The 19,947-nt window shown below is 30.1% G+C and carries 18 protein-coding genes; 8 read left to right on the top strand and 10 right to left on the bottom strand.

Features of this window, described 5'->3' with window-relative positions:
• Nucleotides 1-18: 18 nt before the first annotated feature.
• Nucleotides 19-3,687 carry a DNA-directed RNA polymerase subunit beta' gene (gene rpoC / locus M6G78_RS05045; protein WP_253229902.1) on the bottom strand — a complete coding sequence of 1,223 codons (3,669 nt, stop codon included), beginning with the start codon at nt 3,685-3,687 and terminating at the stop codon, nt 19-21.
• Nucleotides 3,688-3,778: 91 nt separating this feature from the next.
• Nucleotides 3,779-7,531 (bottom strand): DNA-directed RNA polymerase subunit beta, encoded by a 3,753-nt coding sequence (locus M6G78_RS05040; RefSeq protein WP_253229792.1) that lies wholly within the window; start codon nt 7,529-7,531, stop codon nt 3,779-3,781.
• Nucleotides 7,532-7,936: 405 nt separating this feature from the next.
• Between M6G78_RS05040 and radA the strand changes: the two genes are divergently transcribed.
• The 7 genes from radA to M6G78_RS05005 all read left to right on the top strand — a co-directional run bounded on the left by radA (nt 7,937) and on the right by M6G78_RS05005 (nt 13,715).
• Complete coding sequence (gene radA, locus M6G78_RS05035; RefSeq protein WP_253229791.1) at nt 7,937-9,304, top strand: DNA repair protein RadA; 1,368 nt, start codon at nt 7,937-7,939, stop codon at nt 9,302-9,304.
• A gap of 119 nt (nt 9,305-9,423) precedes the next feature.
• The gene (locus tag M6G78_RS05030; protein ID WP_253229790.1) at nt 9,424-9,957 is read left to right on the top strand and encodes a biotin transporter BioY; all 534 of its coding nucleotides are present in this window, start codon (nt 9,424-9,426) and stop codon (nt 9,955-9,957) included.
• Entirely contained in the window at nt 9,950-10,339 is a 390-nt protein-coding gene (locus tag M6G78_RS05025) for a DUF1284 domain-containing protein (RefSeq protein ID WP_253229789.1), read from the top strand. The genes M6G78_RS05030 and M6G78_RS05025 overlap by 8 nt, the downstream gene beginning before the upstream one ends.
• Nucleotides 10,340-10,525: 186 nt before the next feature.
• On the top strand, nt 10,526-11,638 hold the full coding sequence (locus tag M6G78_RS05020) for a PIN/TRAM domain-containing protein (RefSeq protein ID WP_253229788.1): 1,113 nt from the start codon (nt 10,526-10,528) through the stop codon (nt 11,636-11,638).
• 9 nt (nt 11,639-11,647) lie between these two features.
• On the top strand, nt 11,648-12,571 hold the full coding sequence (rnhC, locus tag M6G78_RS05015) for a ribonuclease HIII (protein ID WP_253229787.1): 924 nt from the start codon (nt 11,648-11,650) through the stop codon (nt 12,569-12,571).
• The gene (locus M6G78_RS05010; protein WP_253229786.1) at nt 12,564-13,148 is read left to right on the top strand and encodes a sugar O-acetyltransferase; all 585 of its coding nucleotides are present in this window, start codon (nt 12,564-12,566) and stop codon (nt 13,146-13,148) included. Before rnhC ends, M6G78_RS05010 begins: the two co-directional genes overlap by 8 nt.
• Nucleotides 13,149-13,715, top strand: a complete 567-nt coding sequence (locus M6G78_RS05005) for a sugar O-acetyltransferase (protein ID WP_138269347.1) — start codon at nt 13,149-13,151, stop codon at nt 13,713-13,715.
• 22 nt (nt 13,716-13,737) lie between these two features.
• Here M6G78_RS05005 and M6G78_RS04995 read toward each other — a convergent pair whose 3' ends face one another.
• From M6G78_RS04995 to M6G78_RS04970, 6 genes are read right to left on the bottom strand one after another with little or no spacing between them, the layout of a single operon-like run.
• A complete protein-coding gene (locus tag M6G78_RS04995) occupies nt 13,738-14,187 on the bottom strand; it encodes a hypothetical protein (RefSeq protein ID WP_253229785.1) in 450 nt (149 codons plus the stop codon).
• Between the two features lie 38 nt (nt 14,188-14,225).
• Nucleotides 14,226-14,795, bottom strand: coding sequence for a zinc ribbon domain-containing protein (locus M6G78_RS04990; protein ID WP_253229784.1), 570 nt, complete (start codon nt 14,793-14,795; stop codon nt 14,226-14,228).
• A gap of 21 nt (nt 14,796-14,816) precedes the next feature.
• Entirely contained in the window at nt 14,817-15,557 is a 741-nt protein-coding gene (locus tag M6G78_RS04985; protein WP_138269752.1) for a hypothetical protein, read from the bottom strand.
• 18 nt (nt 15,558-15,575) lie between these two features.
• Nucleotides 15,576-16,013: a zinc ribbon domain-containing protein gene (locus M6G78_RS04980; RefSeq protein ID WP_138269751.1), complete on the bottom strand. Its 438-nt coding sequence runs from the start codon at nt 16,011-16,013 to the stop codon at nt 15,576-15,578.
• Between the two features lie 19 nt (nt 16,014-16,032).
• The gene (locus tag M6G78_RS04975) at nt 16,033-16,323 is read right to left on the bottom strand and encodes a hypothetical protein (protein ID WP_138269750.1); all 291 of its coding nucleotides are present in this window, start codon (nt 16,321-16,323) and stop codon (nt 16,033-16,035) included.
• 21 nt (nt 16,324-16,344) lie between these two features.
• Nucleotides 16,345-17,487 carry an immunoglobulin-like domain-containing protein gene (locus tag M6G78_RS04970; protein WP_253229783.1) on the bottom strand — a complete coding sequence of 381 codons (1,143 nt, stop codon included), beginning with the start codon at nt 17,485-17,487 and terminating at the stop codon, nt 16,345-16,347.
• Between the two features lie 129 nt (nt 17,488-17,616).
• Here M6G78_RS04970 and M6G78_RS04965 point away from each other — a divergent pair, with 129 nt between their 5' ends.
• A complete protein-coding gene (locus M6G78_RS04965) occupies nt 17,617-17,949 on the top strand; it encodes a helix-turn-helix domain-containing protein (RefSeq protein ID WP_253229782.1) in 333 nt (110 codons plus the stop codon).
• A 211-nt stretch (nt 17,950-18,160) separates the two neighbouring features.
• Here the strand turns inward: M6G78_RS04965 and M6G78_RS04960 are convergent, their stop codons facing one another.
• Together M6G78_RS04960 and M6G78_RS04955 are read right to left on the bottom strand one after the other, a co-directional pair.
• Nucleotides 18,161-18,361, bottom strand: coding sequence for a hypothetical protein (locus tag M6G78_RS04960; RefSeq protein ID WP_138269182.1), 201 nt, complete (start codon nt 18,359-18,361; stop codon nt 18,161-18,163).
• Between the two features lie 15 nt (nt 18,362-18,376).
• Nucleotides 18,377-19,885, bottom strand: coding sequence for a Mur ligase family protein (locus tag M6G78_RS04955; RefSeq protein WP_253229781.1), 1,509 nt, complete (start codon nt 19,883-19,885; stop codon nt 18,377-18,379).
• Nucleotides 19,886-19,947 lie beyond the last annotated feature (62 nt).

Below are 19,947 nucleotides of genomic sequence, written 5' to 3'. Positions count from 1 at the left end.
GTAGATTTTAATTATTTTTTATATTGTATCATTGTTATCTAAATCAAAATCTGAAGTAACATTAGCATCAAAATCATCATCTTCATCAATGCTGTGAATTGTTAAATCTTCACCGCCTATTGTAGTTAAGTCATTATCAGAATCTTCATTTAATTCATTTAATATATCTTTTAACAAATCATCATCGTCATCTTTATTTTTAACAAGTTCAAGATCATATTTTTTGATACCTGTACCTGCAGGAATTAATTTACCAAGGATAATGTTTTCTTTAAGTCCAAGTAATGGATCCACTTTTCCTTGAATAGCTGCATCTGTAAGAACTTTTGTTGTTTCTTGGAATGATGCTGCAGATAAGAATGATGAAGTAGAAAGTGATGCTTTTGTAATACCAAGAAGTTTTCTTCTTCCTGTTGCTTCTCGTTTTCCTTCTTCTCTTGCTTTTTCATTTGCAGAGTCAAATTCAAATAAGTCAACGCTTGTACCAGGAAGTAATTCTGTTTCTCCTGCATCTTCAACTTCATATTTTCTAAGCATTTGTCTTATTATGATTTCAACGTGCTTATCTGAAATATGAACCCCTTGATATCTATATACTTTTTGTACTTCTGTTAAAATATATTTTTGTACTCCGTCAATTCCTTTGATTCTTAATAAGTCTTCAGGGTAAATACTACCTTCTGTAATTTCATCACCGGCTTCTATTTTATCCCCTTGTCTTACTTTAACTCTTGCACCATATGGAATATCATATTCGAATACTTCTCCGTTATCGTTATTCATAACGATAACTTTGCTGTGTCCGTCTTCTTCGGTAATTTCGATAACACCGTCAATATCAGAAATGATAGCTTGACCTTTTGGTCTTCTTGCTTCAAATAATTCTTCGATTCTTGGAAGACCTTGAGTAATATCTTCAGCTGAAGCAACCCCACCTGTATGGAATGTACGCATTGTAAGCTGTGTACCAGGCTCCCCGATAGATTGCGCTGCGATTGTACCAACAGCTTCACCTATACTTACAGGTTTCATGCTTGTTAAATCAACCCCGTAACATTTAGCACAAACACCTATTTTACTTCTACAGTTAAATACCGCTCTGATATTTACTTTTTCAATACCACAATCAACGATTTCTTTTGCTTTTGTTGCTGTAATAAGTTCATTTTTAGCAACAATAACTTCTCCCGTATTTGGATTTACAACATCGTCGAAAGCATATCTTCCTGTTATTCTTTCTTCTAATTCTTCGATTATATCATTACCTACTTTAATAGCAGTAACTTCATAACCATGTTTTGTTCCACAGTCTTCTTCTTTAATTATTTGATCTTGACTTACATCAACAAGTCTTCTTGTCAAATAACCAGAGTCGGCTGTTCTAAGAGCCGTATCCGCAAGACCTTTTCTCGCACCATGAGAAGAGATAAAGAATTCAAGTACGTCAAGACCTTCACGGAAGTTTGAACGTATAGGAAGTTCGATGATATCCCCGTTAGGAGATGCCATAAGACCTCTCATTCCGGCAAGCTGTCTGATTTGGTTTCTACTACCTCTGGCACCTGAGTCAGCCATCATGTTGATTGGGTTGAATGGGTCAAGGTTATCAAGTAACGCATTTGTTACAAGGTTTGTAGTTTCATTCCAAATATCAATAACTTCTCTTTTTCTTTCGGCTTCGGTAATCATACCTCTCTTATACTGTTTAAGAACTTTTTCTACTTTTTCGTCAGCTTGTTCAAGAAGTTCATGTTTAACTTCAGGAACTTCCATATCAGAAATACTTACTGTTACGGCAGCTTTTGTAGAATAAGTGAAACCTATTTTCTTAATGTCATCAAGAACCATTGATGTTTTTGCTGCACCATGTCTTGTGAAACATTTATATACTATTTCAGATAAAACTTTTTTATCTACTACTTTATCAATTTCAAGTTTAAACATATCTGCCGGAGTTTGTCTTGTAACAAATCCTAAATCTTGAGGAATAATTTGGTTAAACAAGAATCTACCAACAGTTGATTCAACTACTTTAACATGTTCTTTTCCATCAATTACTTTTTTCATTCTTACTTTAACAGGAGCATGAATTTCAACTTCCTTGTTATAGTAAGCCATTTCAAGTTCTGCAATTGAAGCAAAAGCTTTTCCTGCACCTTTTTGGTTATCTTGAGGAATTGTTAAATAATATGAACCAAGAATCATATCCTGTGTAGGTGAAACAACAGGAGAACCATCTTGAGGTTTTAAGATGTTGTAAGCAGCAAGCATTAAGAATCTTGCTTCAGCTTGAGCTTCAACACTTAAAGGAACGTGAACAGCCATTTGGTCACCATCGAAGTCAGCATTGAAAGCTGTACAAACAAGTGGATGAAGTTTTATGGCTCTACCTTCAACCAAAATTGGTTCAAATGCTTGAATACCAAGTCTATGAAGTGTAGGGGCACGGTTTAGTAAAACCGGATGATCCTTAATTACATCATCAAGAACATCCCAAACTTCAGGGCTTTGTCTTTCAACCATTCTCTTAGCTGATTTAATATTTAAAGAATGTTTTCTCTTTACAAGTTCTCTCATTATAAATGGTTTGAATAATTCAATTGCCATTTCTTTTGGAAGACCACATTGATACATCTTAAGTTCAGGTCCTACTACGATAACAGAACGTCCAGAGTAGTCAACCCTCTTACCAAGTAAGTTTTGTCTAAATCTACCTTGTTTACCCTTAAGCATATCAGAAAGAGAACGAAGTGGTCTGTTTCCAGGTCCTGTTACAGGTCTGCCTCTTCTGCCGTTATCAATTAATGCATCAACAGCTTCTTGAAGCATTCTCTTTTCATTTTGAACGATAATGTCAGGAGCATTAAGTTCAAGAAGTCTTTTAAGTCTGTTATTTCTGTTTATAACTCTTCTGTATAAGTCGTTTAAGTCACTTGTAGCATATCTTCCGCCGTCAAGCATAACCATAGGTCTAAGTTCAGGAGGAATAACAGGAATAACTTCAAGTACCATATCTCTAGGGTCGTTGTCTGAGTTTTTAAAGTCTTCAACGATTTTTAATTTCTTAATTGCTTTGCTTCTTTTTTGTCTTGTTGTTTCTGTTGCGATTATTTGTTTTAATTCTTTGCTTTCTTTTTCAAGATCCACTTGTCCCAGTAAATCTTGAATTGCTTCTGCACCAATTTTTGCAGTAAATTCGTTTCCGTATATTTCTCTGTATTCTTTATATTCAGTTTCAGTTAAAACTGTTTTTTCATCTAAAGGAGTATTACCCGGATCTGTTACTACATAAGCAGCAAAATAAATAATTCTTTCAAGTTCTTTTGGTGACATTTCAAGAAGTAAACCAATTCTACTTGGAATACCTTTGAAATACCAAATGTGAGTTACAGGGGCAGCTAATGCTATATGCCCCATTCTTTCTCTTCTTACTTTTGATTTTGTAAGTTCAACACCACATCTGTCACAAATAACGCCTTTATATCTTATTTGTTTATATTTACCACAATAACATTCATAATCTTTTGTAGGTCCGAAAATCTTTTCGCAGAAAAGTCCGTCTTTTTCAGGTTTTGATGTTCTGTAGTTGATAGTTTCAGGTTTTTTTACTTCACCATATGACCATTCAAGAATTTTTTCTTTTGATGCTAAACCAATTTGAATTGATTTAAAATCAATTTCGCCCATATTTGTATTTTCTTTTTTATCTATATTTACATCATTAAATTCTTTCAAGGAATGTACCTCCATTTATATTTTCCTAAAGTAACCTTAAATTTTATAGAAATTCTTCATCTTCGGCATCATCACCGTCAGAACTTAAAATATTACTTTCAAGGAAATCCAAATCTTCACTTCTTATTTCAGAATTATCTGAAATAAGATCTTCACCTTCGTCATCATCAAATACAATTTCATCATCTAAAACTTCCATATCATCAAGTTCGCTTACAGGTTTATCTGCATTTTCTTCTACTTGATCTAAATCTTCAACAACATCACCGTTTGCATCATCTCTGATGTCAATGATTTCGTTTCTTTCTCCAAGAACATTTACATCTAAGCACAAGCTTTGGAACTCTTTAATAAGAACTTTGAATGATTCAGGAACACCTGCTCTTGGGATGTTTTCACCCTTGATAATAGCTTCATATGTTTTAACCCTACCTGAAACGTCATCACTCTTAACAGTTAAAATTTCTTGTAATGTATGAGCAGCACCGTAAGCTTCAAGTGCCCAAACTTCCATTTCACCAAATCTTTGTCCACCCATTTGAGCTTTACCGCCAAGTGGTTGTTGTGTTACAAGTGAGTAAGGACCTGTTGCTCTGGCGTGCATCTTTTCATCAACAATATGATGTAGTCTTAACATATACATGTAACCAACGGTTACTTTGTTGTCAAAAGGTTCCCCTGTTCTTCCGTCATAAAGTTGAACTTTTCCGTCTGGAGAACATCCAACTTGTTCAAGAAGTTCCATAATGTCTTCTTCTTTTGCACCATCAAATACAGGAGTTGCAATATCCCATCCAAGCTCTTTACAAGCTCTTCCAAGATGAACTTCAAGTACCTGTCCAATGTTCATACGAGAAGGTACCCCCATTGGAGATAGAAGTATTTCAAGTGGTGTACCGTCTGGTAAGAATGGCATATCTTCTTCAGGAACAACCCTACTGATTACCCCTTTGTTACCATGACGTCCGGCCATTTTATCCCCTACTTGGATTTTTCTCTTAATTGCAATATAAACTCTTACAAGTTTATTTACGTTAGGTTTAAGTTCATCACCGTTTTCTTTTGTATAAACTTTAACGTCGATTACAACACCTTTTTCCCCGTGAGGAACTTTTAGTGAAGTATCTCTTACTTCTCTGGCTTTTTCACCAAAGATTGCACGAAGAAGTTTTTCTTCTGCTGTTGGATCGCTTTCTCCTTTTGGAGTAACTTTACCAACTAAAATATCATCTGATTTAACTTCGGCACCGATTCTTATAACTCCTCTTTCATCAAGGTTTTTAAGAGCTTCTTCGCCTACATTTGGAATATCTCTTGTTATTTCTTCACTTCCAAGTTTTGTTTCTTTTGCTTCACAGTCAAATTCTTCAATATGGATTGAAGTAAGAGCATCTTCCTTAACAAGTTTTTCATTTATTATGATAGCATCTTCGTAGTTATAACCTTCCCATGTCATAAATCCGATAAGAATGTTTCTACCAAGAGCTAAATCCCCATTTTCAGTTGATGGACCATCGGCAATAATTTCGCCTTTTTCAACTCTGTCCCCAAGTTTTACAATTGGGATTTGATTGATACATGTATTTTGGTTAGTTCTTTTATATTTAAGTAATTTATATTTTATGTTTTGTTTTGTTTCGTCATCAGTAATGATGATTTCAGTAGCAGTAACTCTTTTTACAACACCGCTAACTTCACTTACTACACATACCCCACTGTCTTTTGCGGCTCTGTGCTCCATACCTGTTCCAACCATTGGAGCTTGAGGTTTTAATAGAGGCACAGCCTGACGTTGCATGTTGGCACCCATTAAGGCTCTGTTGGCATCGTCATTTTCAAGGAAAGGAATCATACTTGTAGCAACAGAAACGATTTGTTTTGGAGAAATATCCATATAATCAACTTTTTCTTTTTCTACTGTTACGAAATCCCTTTCAACGCCTGCTCTACCTGTTACTTTCTTATGTTCAAAAGTACCATCTTCAAGTAAAGGTTCGTTGGCTTGAGCTATTGTGTATTTACCTTCTTCATCAGCTGGAATATATTCAATATCACCAACAACTCTACCATTTATAACTTTTCTGTATGGAGTTTCGATAAATCCATATTTATTAACTCTTGAATATGTTGCAAGAGAACCGATAAGACCGATGTTTGGACCTTCAGGAGTTTCAATAGGACAAACTCTTCCGTAATGGGAATGATGAACGTCCCTAACTTCGAATCCGGCTCTATCTCTTGATAAACCGCCAGGACCAAGCGCAGAATATTTTCTCTTATGAGTAAGTTCTCCAAGAGGGTTTGTTTGGTCCATAAATTGTGAAAGCTGAGAAGAACCAAAGAATTCTTTTAACGCAGCATTTACTGGTTTTACGTTAACAAGACTTGATGGTGTTACTTCTTCAGGGTCAAAAGAAATCATTCTTTCTTTAACTGTTCTTTCAAGTCTTGATAAACCAATTCTAAATTGGTTTTGTAATAATTCACCTACTGAACGAATTCTTCTGTTACCTAAGTGGTCAATATCGTCTAATGTCCCAATTCCATGGTCAAGACCTAAGTTATAACTGATTGAAGCATAAATATCTTCAACAGTGATATGTTTTGGTAAAAGTTCATTCTTTCTAAGTTTAATTTGTTCTTTCTTTTCTTCGTTTGAAATATCTTGTTCAAGTATTTCATTTAAGACTTTTAAGTTTACTCTTTCGTCAATACCTAAATCGCTTACGTCAAAAGGTAAACCATATTTATTTATATCAACAGTTCCGTTACCGATAATTTTAAATCCTTTATCATCGCTAACTTTTACTTCAACTGTGTTAATACCGCAGTTTTGGATATCCCATGCAGTTTGTTCGTCTATAATTTCATCTTTGTTTACAAGTATTTCACCTGTCATAGGATTAACTATGTCTTTGAATGCATATTGTCCAGTAATTCTTGTGGCAAGAGCTAATTTTTTATTTAGCTTAAATCTACCAACCATCATTAAGTCGTATCTTCTTTGATCAAAGAACATCGGAATGAACAGACCTTTTGCTGAGTCTACACTTTCAGGTTCGCCAGGTCTTAATTTTTTGTATATTTCAATAAGACCTTCTTCCACATTTGTAGAAGTATCCTTTTCAAATGTAGTCATAAGTCTTTTTTCTTCACCGAAATAATTTATTATTTCTTCATTGCTTCCAAGTCCAAGAGCTCTAATAAGAACAGTGATAGGAACTTTCTTTGTTCTGTCTACTCTTGCATATAAGCAATCACTTGCATCTGTTTCATACTCTAACCAAGCACCTCTGTTAGGTATGATTTGACCATTATATAATTCTTTACCATACTTATCTCTTTCAATTGAGAAATATGCTCCAGGGGAACGGATAAGTTGGCTTACGATAACTCTTTCGGCACCATTTATGATAAATGTACCTGTTTTTGTCATAAGAGGGAAATCTGCCATGAATACATGCTGTTCTCTTACGTCTTTAATTTCACCGTCTTCTTTAACAACTAATCTTACTTTAACTTTCAAAGAAGCAGAGTAATTTGTTTTTCTTTCTTTACATTCTTCAACATCATATTTTGGATCGTCATCTAAAATATAATCTACAAACTCAAGTATTAAGTTTTCACTTGGATCTGTAATTGGAAAGACATCTAAAAATGCTTCTCTTAAACCTTCTTCTATAAACCATTTATAAGAATCGGTTTGAATAGAAATAAAGTTTGGCATTTCCATTACATCTTTGATTTTAGAAAAACTCATTCTTTCTCTTCTACCAATTTTCTCTGGATGAATCACTGTACCACTCTCCTTATTTTTAAACATGAAAAACACAGCAAAATTATCTTATTTTCAAATAAAAGATTTAATCAATTTGCTGTTATTTCCTCCGTCCTAAACTGCATAAAATCAACACAAATTTTAGGCTTGTTTTGTATTTTCAGTAATTTAATATTTTAGCAAAAGAGTATATATAAGTCAAGGGCAAGTACAAAAATTTATTAAATATTTTCCATTTTTTACCCTTTTTTACAGCTCTTTTTAGCTAAATTATCTTTTTTTTATTTTATCATAAATAACACCCTTTTTTTACTATAAATTTTATTTTTTAAATATAATATTTTTAGCAACCAAATATTTATGAAAACTTAGAGACATTATGCTATAATTTTATACAAATATTTAAGTAAAGAGGATAGAAATTTGGCTAAAGATAAAAAAATTTTTGTATGCAGCGAATGTGGATACGAAAGTGCTAAATATTGGGGGAAATGCCCTGACTGCGGATCATGGAACACATTCAGTGAGTTTTCAAAAAAAGAACTTGAGATAGTAAACCATAAACAAAATATATTCACACCAAAAATCACAAACTTAAATGATATTGATACAAATGAAGAAATACGTTTTTCTACAAAAATATCGGAACTGGATAGAGTGCTTGGAGGAGGGATAGTTCCTTCAAGCATCGTTCTTGTAGGAGGACAACCGGGAATAGGGAAATCTACCCTTCTTATGCAGAGTGCATATAATGTATCCCTTGAAGACAAAAAAGTTCTTTATGCTTCAAGCGAAGAAAGCTTAACCCAGTTAAAATTAAGACTTGACAGACTCGGACTAAAAGGAGGAAACATTCTTGTTCTTTCCAATACGAATATAGAGCAAATAATTGAAAGCGCAAAGGAAAACAAAATAGACTTACTTATAATAGATTCCATACAGACAGTAAAAAGCGAAAACATACCAAGTGCACCGGGAACAATAACACAAGTTAGAGAATGTACAAACACATTAATGAATTTTGCAAAAGCTACAAATACAAGCATATTTCTTGTAGGACATATTACAAAACAAGGAACAATAGCAGGGCCTAAGACAATAGAACATATGGTAGATACTGTAATGTATTTTGAAAATGAAGCAAACAGCGACCTTAGAATATTAAGACTTAGTAAAAACAGATTTGGCTCAAGCGAGGAAATAGGCGTATTTGAGATGACAAACAAAGGTCTTGAATGTATAAATAACCCTTCAAAATTATTATTAAGTCAGATGGAAAGCAGAAGTTACGGAAGTGTGATTTGCGCATTAATGGAAGGAAACAGGAGTATGTTAGTAGAAATACAAGCACTTGCAATGCAGTCTTCTTTTCAAGTTCCAAGAAGAGTTTCAACCGGTTTTGATTATAGCAGGTTTGTACTTATTTTGGCTGTAATAGAAAAAATGACAAACGTAAAACTTTTTCAAACAGATGTTTACTTAAATGTCGTAGGAGGCATAAAAGTAAAAGAAACCGCAAGTGACTTGGCAGTTGCATGCGCAGTAATATCATCAATATTAAAAAAAGAAATCCCAAAAGACACAATAATAATCGGAGAAGTTGGACTTTGTGGAGAAATAAGAAACGTAAATAATATTTATAAAAGAATAAAGGATGCAAAATCCATGGGCTTTACAAAGGCAATTATTCCTAAATACACTTCAGAAAATGAACAAATAGATACTTTAGGAATGGAAATAATAAAAGTAAGCAGTTTAAAACAAACAATTTTCCATTTATTCAATAAATAGAAGAAAGTGTCAACCTATATATAAATATTAGTTGACACTTTCTTTTTTTGTATATTATTATAAATTTGCTTTCATAAATAAGGCACAAAAAATTATTATCAAAAGGAGAATACAATTTTATGAAGACAAAAAACTTGGTTTTGGCAGCATTATGTTCTGTATTTATTGCAATTTCAGCTTGGATATCAATACCAACGGCTATACCTTTTACAATGCAGACGTTTGCCATATATTTTGTACTTTTTATACTTGGAGCAAAAATGTGCATAGTCGCAGTCGGAGTATACATAATGCTTGGAATTATAGGCATTCCTGTGTTTTCAGGGTTTACTGCAGGAATAGGAATACTAATGGGAAATACAGGTGGGTATATAATAGGATTTCTTATTATCCCAATTTTTATGATGTTAACCGAAAAATTATATAATAAAAATACAATGCTATTAATATTATTTTCATTTATCTCTTTAATAATATGTTACACTCTTGGCACATTATGGTTTTATTTCTTGTACACAGCTAACACAGGAGCAATAAATATAACTGCAATACTTGCAATGTGCGTTGTCCCCTTTGTTATTCCTGATATTATTAAAATTGCTCTTGCTTACGGTGTAAGTAAAATTATAAAACCGAGGATAAAAAATGATTAATTTACGTCCCCACCATTTACTTTGTATCCTTTTCTTTGAAGGAAAAGGATACAATAAAGAGTTTACTCTAAACATGCAAAATATAATTAATAATTTATCTCATAATACTAAAATCAAACTAACTTGTGAAACAGATGATATATGCAAAAAATGTCCCAATAATCAAAATAATATTTGTGTAGATAACAAAGAAGTTTCAGATTTCGACAAAAAAGTCCTATCCTTATGTGAGATAAATAGTATAGATGATAAGTTTGATTATAAAGATTTAAAAGAGAAAGTGCTAAACAAAATAATATTTCCCGGGAAAAGGAAAGATATATGTGGTTTATGCGTATGGAATGAAATCTGTGAAAACAAACATTACATAAAAAACACATAAATATTACTCTTTTATTTGTTTTTTTATATATAAACTTTCTTTTACTTACAAAATCACATTCTTTTTTTATATTTTTAAGATAACTTTAAGAAAATTCATATTTACTTTTACATATATTTCTTATACAATTATATTAAGGTATTGTACCTTGTGATATTTTAAAATTTAATAAGGAGGTGACAACAAATGAAAAAAGCATTATATGCCATTATTTTTGTTCTTGGTGCAATTGTAGGTTCACAACTTGCTAATTGGATTATTAACGGCGGACATTTGTATCAAAAACTTGGAATTAACATAACCTCTGCATTTGGGAAAGGTATGATTTATGTTTTTGCAGCTATTTTATTCGGTTTTATATTTATTATTTTTATTCCTTTTTTCGCAAAACTATTTAAACGTATCTTTGACCAAGTAAGTATAGAACTTAACAATACTACACTTACACAAATAGGTATGTTAATCGGTTCATTGATTTTGGCCCTTATACTTGCTGCGCTTTTATCTCTTCCATTTCAAAACATGGGGCTTCCGGGATGGATTGCAAGTCTTATAACTATAATTATATATGCGATATGTATATATGTATTTATTTCAATAGCTACATACAAAGCTCCGGATGTAGAGAAGTTCTTTAAAGGACTTAATCCTTTCTTGAATGAAAATGCCAGAACAAAACAAAGCAAAAAACATCCAAAAGTTCCAATAGGAGTAGCCAAAATTTTAGATACAAGCGTAATAATTGATGGAAGAATTTTGGATATTCTAAAAACAGGCTTTATAGACGGTCCGATAATACTTCCAAACTTTGTATTGTTTGAACTACAACAAATTGCCGATTCAGCAGACAGCGTAAAAAGAAGCAGAGGAAGAAGAGGTCTTGATATTCTTAATCAGATACAAAAAGAACTTCCAATAGAAGTTGTAAATCTTGATAAAGATTATCCTGATATAAGCGAAGTTGATACAAAGTTATTAAAACTTGCCATTGATATAGATGCAAAAGTAGTAACAAATGATTACAACTTAAATAAAATCGCAGAATTCCAAGGTGTTGAAGTTTTAAACACAAATGAACTTTCAAATGCAGTAAAAACCGTTGTATTACCGGGAGAAGAACTTTACGTTAGAGTAATAAAAGAAGGAAAAGAAAACTCTCAAGGTATTGCATATTTGGAAGACGGAACAATGATAGTAGTAGAAGAAGGAAGAAACAGAATAGGTGAAGAAATTCATACTGTTGTAACAAGTGTGCTTCAAACAGCCGCAGGAAGAATGATTTTTGTAAAACCCATATAGGGAGGCATAATGAACAAGACACCTAAAGATTTATACCTTTTAATAAAAGAAACATTAAAAGAGCATAGTGTATCTGAAGAAAAAAAGATTGCTTATGGAATACAATTTAGAATAAACTCCAATATTATAAGAATTTATTCCAGCAAGAAAAAAGGAATTACTTTAGATACATCTCAAAGCAAAGATGAACAATTAAATATTACACTAAACAATATATACGAGCAATTTAAGGGGAACAATATCAGTTCCCCTAATTTTAATGTAGGAAATACAAATATTCCATACCCAATACTCTCCCCACCTTTAACAGGCAGCGATGAAGTTGGTAAAGGAGATTTCTATGCTCCAATTATTGTAGGAAGTATTTACTTAAATGAAAATCAATACAACATTTTAAAAGAACTTGGAGTAAAAGACTCGAAAGATTTAAGTGATATTCAAATAACAAAATTGGCAAAAGAAATAAAACAAGTTACAAGCAATTATTCCATTTTAAGAATTAAACAAAATAAATATAACGAGTTATATTCAAAAATAGGAAATATAAATGCCATACTTGCATGGGCACATGTAACAAATATAAAAAACGTATATAAAAAACATCCTTTTGAAAAACTTTTAGTTGATAAATTTGGAAGAGAAGAGCAGATAAAATCAGGACTAAAAGAACTTAATTTGAAAGAAATTATTTTTAAACCAAAAGCAGAGCAGAATATTGCCGTTGCGGCTGCCAGTATTCTAGCAAGAGATGCTTTAATAAAAAGTACTGAAAATATGAATAAGCACTACAACTTTGAGTTTCCCCTTGGGGCTAACATGATAGTTATAGAAAAAGGAAAGGAATTTATAAACAAATACGGGAAAGAAGAATTAAAAAATGTATGTAAAATGCATTTTAAAACTTCTATGGAAATTTTAAATAACAATGGATAAAGAAATTAATATGAATTTAACAAATGAAGAAAGAATGCTTCAAGGTTATGATTACAAACCATCAAATGACCTAATAGAGAAAATAATAAAAAACAAAGCTTTAGTTGAAGAATATAATCTTACTTCCCTAAAAAATATGAATAAAAGAATAGAACTTTTAAATAAAATATTAGGGTTTAAGGGAGAAAATGTATTTATTTATTCACCTTTCAATTGTGACTATGGAAAACACATATCTATTGATGAAGGGACTTTTATAAATCACAATTGTGTTATTTTAGATGAAGCAAAAGTCATAATAGGAAAAAATGTAAGAATTGCTCCTAATGTTGGAATATACACTGTAAATCACGTAAAAGAGCCTATAAAAAGAAAAGAAGGTTATGAATTTGCTAAGACAATAACTATTGAAGATAACGTTTGGATTGGAGGGAACAGTGCAGTACTGCCTGGTGTTACCATAGGAGAAAATTCCATAATTGGAGCAGGAAGTGTTGTCAACAAAGATATTCCAAGAAATGTTATTGCAGCAGGGAATCCATGTAAAGTCATAAAAAATTTAACAGAGGACAAATAGATGAGTGGAAACGTAAGTGAATACGAAAAAATGATTATAGGAGAAGAATATATAGAAGATTCATCTCTTTTTCAAATGTTACTTGAAAATAAAAAACTTATGGATGAATACAATAGATGTAACACAGTTGACATTGATAAAAGAAAAGAAATATTAAAAAAACTTTTTGGAGAAATAGACAAAAGCGTTGATATACTTCCTCCTTTCACTTGTGATTATGGCAACCATATAAAAATCGGAAAACATTCCTTTATAAACCATAACTGCACAATTCTGGCACAGGCAAAAGTAAACATAGGAAACTATGTAAGAATTGCTCCAAATGTTTCCATATATACCGTAGGTCATAACGAGCATCCTGAAAAAAGAAAAGCTGGATATTGTTATGCAAAGGAAGTAAACATAGAAGATAATGTATGGATAGGAGGAAATGTTATAATTCTTCCTGGTGTAACAATTGGAGAAAATTCTATAATTGGAGCAGGAAGCGTTGTTAATAAAGATATCCCAAGTGATGTTATTGCCGGTGGAAATCCATGCAAAATAATTAGAGAAATAAAAAAATAAAAGCGGTTATATACCGCTTTTTCTATACTTGTAATATAGTCTGCTGCGCTTTAAAACTTCTTAATATATTTTCTGGAATATTTCTTTTATCAATTTTATTCCAGTTACAGCATACAAAATTTTTTATATCCATATCTTCATAGTAAATATCGGGGTTAGTTTCAAACCATGTTTTTGTAACGATGCATAAATAATACACATTATTTTCTTTGTCTTTAGTCCAAATCATATCTCCAGCATTGATTTTACTTAATATTTTTAAGGAGTTAAATGGTTTATTTGTGTATTTAGAATTGTCACATACTTCTTTCAAAATTGTTTCATCTTTATAATCTTTATGTACCTTTATATCTTCCCAACCTACACCTATTATGCCTTTCTCTTTACACAATTTTATAACATCATCTTGTCCAAGGTTACAATTAAAGTCTGGATTTAAATGCATTCTATACACTTTGGTTTTATTATTCATATTTTTCCTCCAAAACACTTTTATAATTAAAAATAAAATTATTGAACAAATCTAAATAAATACGTTCCTGTAAACATTTGACCATTGTAATAATCCGTAAGTTCTAAATACTTTTCTCCATTTTCTATATAAATATAATAATAATATTTTACAGGTTCACTTGTAAGAGTATATTCTCTATCTTTTAATGTTAATACTCCTTTATTTTTTACCATACCTCTACATTTATATGATGACTCATAATATTTTTCATCTTCTATAGTATAATAATCATTATTTTTATAATTATACGTTACATTACGATTAAAAAATTCAAAAGTCTCTGTTTTATATGAATCTACATTTGCGTTTTCCCATGTACCTACTAATTCTTTATACTTATTAGATTGATTTATGCCTATAAAAATTATTATAGATAAAAAAATTAATATAGTACCTATAATAATTTTTATCTTTTTATTTGATTTAAAATTATATTTTTTATTATCATTTATATTTTGTACCTGTTGATCTACTTGTATATTTTCAAATACTTCTACTTTTTCTCCGCATTCACTGCAGACCAAGCTATCATCATCTATTCTACTTCCACAATGAGTACAATACATATCTAATTCCCCTTTCATTCCTTAGTTTAAAAATTCGTATGTAATCTTATATCCAAATACAACTTTTATATTAAATTCCTTACATGATTCAATAACTAATGGTATATCTATTTGTGAACAATTAAAAATATCTGAATTTCTATATATTGTTAAGATATGTTTACCTTTAAGTTTAGTAACAAATATTTTTACATCTTCTGCTCCCATCTTACCAATTTCTTCACCATCCAAATAAATTGTTCTCGGTGTTCCGATAAGATCATTTGGACTGCCGGCTATATATTTATTTGTAGATGTTAATTGTATTTTTATAGAAGTAAAGTTTTCATCACTATTAAAATTCTTTTGTTTATTTATCTCACCACAGTATTTGCAAAATTTAGATGAATACTTAATAACACGATTACACTTATCACATATATAATAAAATTCATCACTCTTCTTTTTTTCTTCTATTTCTTTTTTCATCTCTTCTATTTTCTTATTTTTTCTGCATTGAATACTTTCTTTATCAAATTCAAATGCTTCTTTTTGAATTTTACGACTGCATAAAGAACAATAATACCAACCTTCCTTAACAATAGGATTCACCAATTTACAACATATAGGACACATTATTTTTCTACTTTTTGACAAAGTAGTATTATACTTTTCTCTATAATTATCTTTATTAAGTTTACTTATTTTGTTTCCACAACAAGAACAGTATTTGATATTACTGCCTTTCAATTCTTTACCGCATTTATCACAAATCACAATCATATTAATTTAACCTCGTTATTAAAAATATGAAACTATAGTTGCCATAATTAATAAATAAAAAATAATATATGAACACGCAATGACGATTGATAGAATTGAAAATACTTGTCCTTTTTCTTTATCATTATTTTTCAACTGATTTAAAGAAATAACTCCCATTATCATTGCCAATATTTCTAATATTAAACCTAACAATCCAAAAAATAGACTTATAATAGAAACAACAAACCCACATATCGAAAGTACATTATAATTTTTTTCATCATTTACGCTTTCTTGTTTTGAAATCAACATTCCGCAATTTAAACAAATATCAGAATATTCTTTTATTTCAGCTCCGCAATTTGTGCAGTAATTTTTTGGTATACTTACTGCTTTCTCAACTTTCATACCACACTTTGTACAAAAGTTTCCATTTTCATTTAATTCATTTCCACAATTTTTACAAAAACTCATAATTTCTCCTATTAATTTTCTATAAATTAAATATCATCATACAAATCGATACTACTATACATCCTAACAGTGCTCCGTATACTACAGAACTATACCTTTTAGGCTCTTTTCTTTTTAGAATAAGAATAAGAATTGATATTCCTAAACCAATCAACCCTAAAAGTCCACCTAAGACACTTCCGGCAGAAAAATAAGCTAGATTAAACTCATCTTTTTTTAGTTTACTTTCAGGAATTAATATATTCCCACAATTAGGACATATGCTGATATTATTAACAATTTCATTTCCACATCTATTGCAATATTTCATTTTAAAATTTTCCCTTCAATTTTAATATCCACTACCAACCCATGTATAACTTACACCGTTAATATTAATCATATTATCCCCTGTAAGCCCCATATCAATCGTTACATGAGATGAATAACTATTTATACCTTCAAAACCTGCAAGGTCATATTCTATAATCCTTCCGCCTTCCTGTATACTTTTTATTGTTATTTTAGCAGAACTTTCATAACCTTTTTGATAATACTTTGAACCCTCTTTTACATACAGTATCATTGCATCACCTGTAACACCTGTTTCACTATACATACTCGCATATTCTGTTGGAAGCCATAATCCGAGTAAAGTCTGCATTACATCATCAACACTTATTTCTTCTTTAACAATAAAAGTTACTTCTTTTTTATTTTTATTTCCATTACTATCTGTTACCGATAAAGTTAATGTATATTCACCTTCTTCTTTTGTATTTACATTTCCGTTTTCTATATTCAAATTCTTTATATCAATATCCCCATCAAGATTATCCTTTATAGAAACAAATTTTGATATATCAAAATCTGATCCCTTTTTTATTGTTAAATCTTTGCTTGTATTAATTTCGGGAGCAGTTGTATCAACTACATTAAACGTACAATCAACTTCTTTTTCTTCTCCATTATTATCTGTAACTATATATGGAATTGAAATTTCTCCAAGTGTTTTAAAATTATACTTATCTTGTTTTGGCTTTATAGAATAATTATCTTTATATTTATCTTTTATTTCTACAAAATCATTTACCGATATATTTTCTCCTGCCTCAATATTTTCCTTGGTAACCTCAATAAAATTTGAAGGAGATTGTAATTTAAACATTATAAAAAATAAAATTCCCGAAATAATTAAAAGAGCTCCTATTAACACCCCAATCAGCTTCTTTTTCCTTAAAATAAATTCTTTAAAATTCTTTTTAGGAAATTTGTTTTTTTCAATATCATCTTTAAAACTTTTATTATTATTTTTTTCAGAAGTTTTTTTATCATATAAACATTTACAGCCACAATTCATACAAAAAATATCATTCTCACTTATTTCCTGCCCACAGTTTCGACAAAACTTTATTTTTTTGTTTACTTTATTATTTATATCTTTGTCTTCTTCTTTTTTTAATTCATCATATGCTTCTTTTGGCTTTTCTGACATATTTACAATTCCCCTATCTTATATTGATATATATGTTATTTATATTAATTATAGATACTATATCTATAATAGTCAAGAAATATTGATATCATCTATAAAAAATATATACTATATTACTTGGGAGAAAAGATGTTAAAAATTAAAGAAATTAGACAAAAAAGAAATATGAGCCAAATAGAACTTTCTACAAAAATAGAAATAAGTCAGGAAACAATATCAGCATACGAAAATGGAAAAGCATTTCCAAGTATAAAAACACTTATAAAGATTGCAAAGGCTTTAAATACATCTACAGACTATTTACTAGGCTTATCTAAATTTGACATACCCTCATATTATGCATATACAAATAACGAAATTGAAGAATCAATATTTTTAAATATATATTCTAAACTAACTTACGAAGAAAAAATAAAAGTTCGTGGATATATGGAAGGACTATTATATGAACATAAAAAATAAAAGCGGATATATACCGCTTTTTTTTACATAATACATATTATATTGTAATTTTTTATGAGGATAATAATCTATTTCATGAATTCCTTGATAATGCTGTTCAATATACTAATCTTTTTTATTTACGTATATAAATAATGTATTTATGCCTGTGAGATATTTTATATCAATTTTTATATACTTCTAAACTTTAGGTTCGTTTTGAATACTCTACTTACAAGTTGCTTTTTGCATTTTTAATTCCTGAAAACACATCATTTATCCATAATTTATCACTATGAAATATTTTCTTGCCTTCAAATGATACGTTAACAACAGCTATATCAATGCTTTTGAAAACCTTATTGTTAAAATCATCTTTGCACATTCTGCCATAAGAAAAAAACAAATTAAACATATCAATAAATTTTTTCATAATTACATTTTCTTTTTATGATATGTCTTCATTATATTTATCCACAAATTTTTTTGCGTTGATACTATCTGAAATATAAAATAACTTTTTACCCTTTATCTTTTGAGTGTTTTCAGCTCCCTTACCAAGAATTGATATAACGACATTATCGTCAAGACTATCTTTAATAGCCTCTTCAATGGCTTTCGTTCTGTCTTCTATTATCTTTACCTTAGATTTATCTTCTATATATTTTAAAATATCCAAGCAGATATCATTAAAGTCTTCATTAGAAGAATCATCAGTAGTTAAAATAAGCTCATCACAATTCATTTCACAAATTTGCCCAATATCTTTTCTCCTATTTATTGCTTTATCCCCCGTAGAGCCTATTACGCAAATATGTTTTCTTCCCGGATATTCTTCGTGTATAAACTCAAAATACTTACTAAGGCTAAGTCCGTTATGAGCATAATCTACAACTATAATTTTTTTACCATCTTTTGTTTTATATATTTCCCCTCTCCCTTTTACTTTTACATTCAATATTCCTTTATATATATACTTATATTCAATTCCCAAAGTATCACATACGGCAATACATGCTACTGCGTTTTCTATGTTATATCCGCCTTTTAATTTAATACTGTAATCATATATCTTTCCGCCATATTTCACTTTAAAGGCATTACCCATATTATTTGAATTTGAAGATATTATCTGATAATCAGCCTTACTGCTTTTGCCATAAGTTATAATCTTATTTTTATCCTTATTTTTTAATGCATTTTGAACCTTATCAAAAGACATCAATTCTTCATTTATAACTATATATTCACTATTTTCTATTAATTTTAATTTTGATGAAAAATAGTCATCGAAGTTTTTATGCTCAATATCTGAAATATGATCATAACCTATATTCAAAAATACTCCTACATCAAAATTAATACCATAAACTCTGTTATATTTATAAGCAATGGAAGAAACTTCACAAACAAAATATTCCATACCTAAACTGGAAGCATTACTTAAAGTCTTATATACTTCCAAAGATTCGGGAGTTGTTAAAACGGCATCTCTTGTAATGCTACCATCAAAAGTTTTAATAGATGATATGATACCACAAGGAATATCACTTTTACCCAGCAAATACGTATCCAAAACATTTTTTATAAAAAAGGAAGTAGTACTTTTCCCTTTTGTTCCGGTAACACCAATCTTTTTTAATTTTTCAACTTCTTTACCATAAAATATTTTAGATAAAACAGCAAGAGCCTTTCTTTCATCAGAAACTATTATGTAAGGAAAATCTTCAAAATGCACTTTTTCACTCACATATATAACAGCGCCCTTTTTTATCGCATCCTTTAGATACAACCTATTAAAATTAAATCCCTTGCATACAAAAATCTTATTTTCGCAGTCCATTGTAGAATTATAACTTATACCATGGATTGCCTCCTTTATATTCAAATTTTTATAACTTACAAGAATTCCTTCCCGTGATAACTCCATTAAAATATCTTTGATGAATTTTTGCATGATTATTCCTCCATAAAAATACGTAATACTTTGTAATCTTTTATATAAAATATCATTAAATA

Origin of the sequence: Anaerofustis sp. NSJ-163, from assembly GCF_024135845.1 — a bacterium.
GTDB lineage: Bacteria > Bacillota > Clostridia > Eubacteriales > Anaerofustaceae > Anaerofustis > Anaerofustis butyriciformans.
This window is presented reverse-complemented; position numbering and strand designations above follow the sequence as displayed.

Excerpts from the sequence above, each read along its gene's own strand:
- rpoC (WP_253229902.1), bottom strand. The coding sequence starts at position 3,687 with ATGGGCGAAATTGATTTTAAATCAATTCAAATTGGTTTAGCATCAAAA.
- M6G78_RS05030 (WP_253229790.1), top strand. The coding sequence starts at position 9,424 with ATGAAGACAAAAAACTTGGTTTTGGCAGCATTATGTTCTGTATTTATT.
- M6G78_RS05025 (WP_253229789.1), top strand. The coding sequence starts at position 9,950 with ATGATTAATTTACGTCCCCACCATTTACTTTGTATCCTTTTCTTTGAA.
- M6G78_RS05020 (WP_253229788.1), top strand. The coding sequence starts at position 10,526 with ATGAAAAAAGCATTATATGCCATTATTTTTGTTCTTGGTGCAATTGTA.
- rnhC (WP_253229787.1), top strand. The coding sequence starts at position 11,648 with ATGAACAAGACACCTAAAGATTTATACCTTTTAATAAAAGAAACATTA.
- M6G78_RS05010 (WP_253229786.1), top strand. The coding sequence starts at position 12,564 with ATGGATAAAGAAATTAATATGAATTTAACAAATGAAGAAAGAATGCTT.
- M6G78_RS05005 (WP_138269347.1), top strand. The coding sequence starts at position 13,149 with ATGAGTGGAAACGTAAGTGAATACGAAAAAATGATTATAGGAGAAGAA.
- M6G78_RS04995 (WP_253229785.1), bottom strand. The coding sequence starts at position 14,187 with ATGAATAATAAAACCAAAGTGTATAGAATGCATTTAAATCCAGACTTT.
- M6G78_RS04990 (WP_253229784.1), bottom strand. The coding sequence starts at position 14,795 with ATGTATTGTACTCATTGTGGAAGTAGAATAGATGATGATAGCTTGGTC.
- M6G78_RS04985 (WP_138269752.1), bottom strand. The coding sequence starts at position 15,557 with ATGATTGTGATTTGTGATAAATGCGGTAAAGAATTGAAAGGCAGTAAT.
- M6G78_RS04980 (WP_138269751.1), bottom strand. The coding sequence starts at position 16,013 with ATGAGTTTTTGTAAAAATTGTGGAAATGAATTAAATGAAAATGGAAAC.
- M6G78_RS04975 (WP_138269750.1), bottom strand. The coding sequence starts at position 16,323 with ATGAAATATTGCAATAGATGTGGAAATGAAATTGTTAATAATATCAGC.
- M6G78_RS04970 (WP_253229783.1), bottom strand. The coding sequence starts at position 17,487 with ATGTCAGAAAAGCCAAAAGAAGCATATGATGAATTAAAAAAAGAAGAA.
- M6G78_RS04965 (WP_253229782.1), top strand. The coding sequence starts at position 17,617 with ATGTTAAAAATTAAAGAAATTAGACAAAAAAGAAATATGAGCCAAATA.
- M6G78_RS04960 (WP_138269182.1), bottom strand. The coding sequence starts at position 18,361 with ATGAAAAAATTTATTGATATGTTTAATTTGTTTTTTTCTTATGGCAGA.
- M6G78_RS04955 (WP_253229781.1), bottom strand. The coding sequence starts at position 19,885 with ATGCAAAAATTCATCAAAGATATTTTAATGGAGTTATCACGGGAAGGA.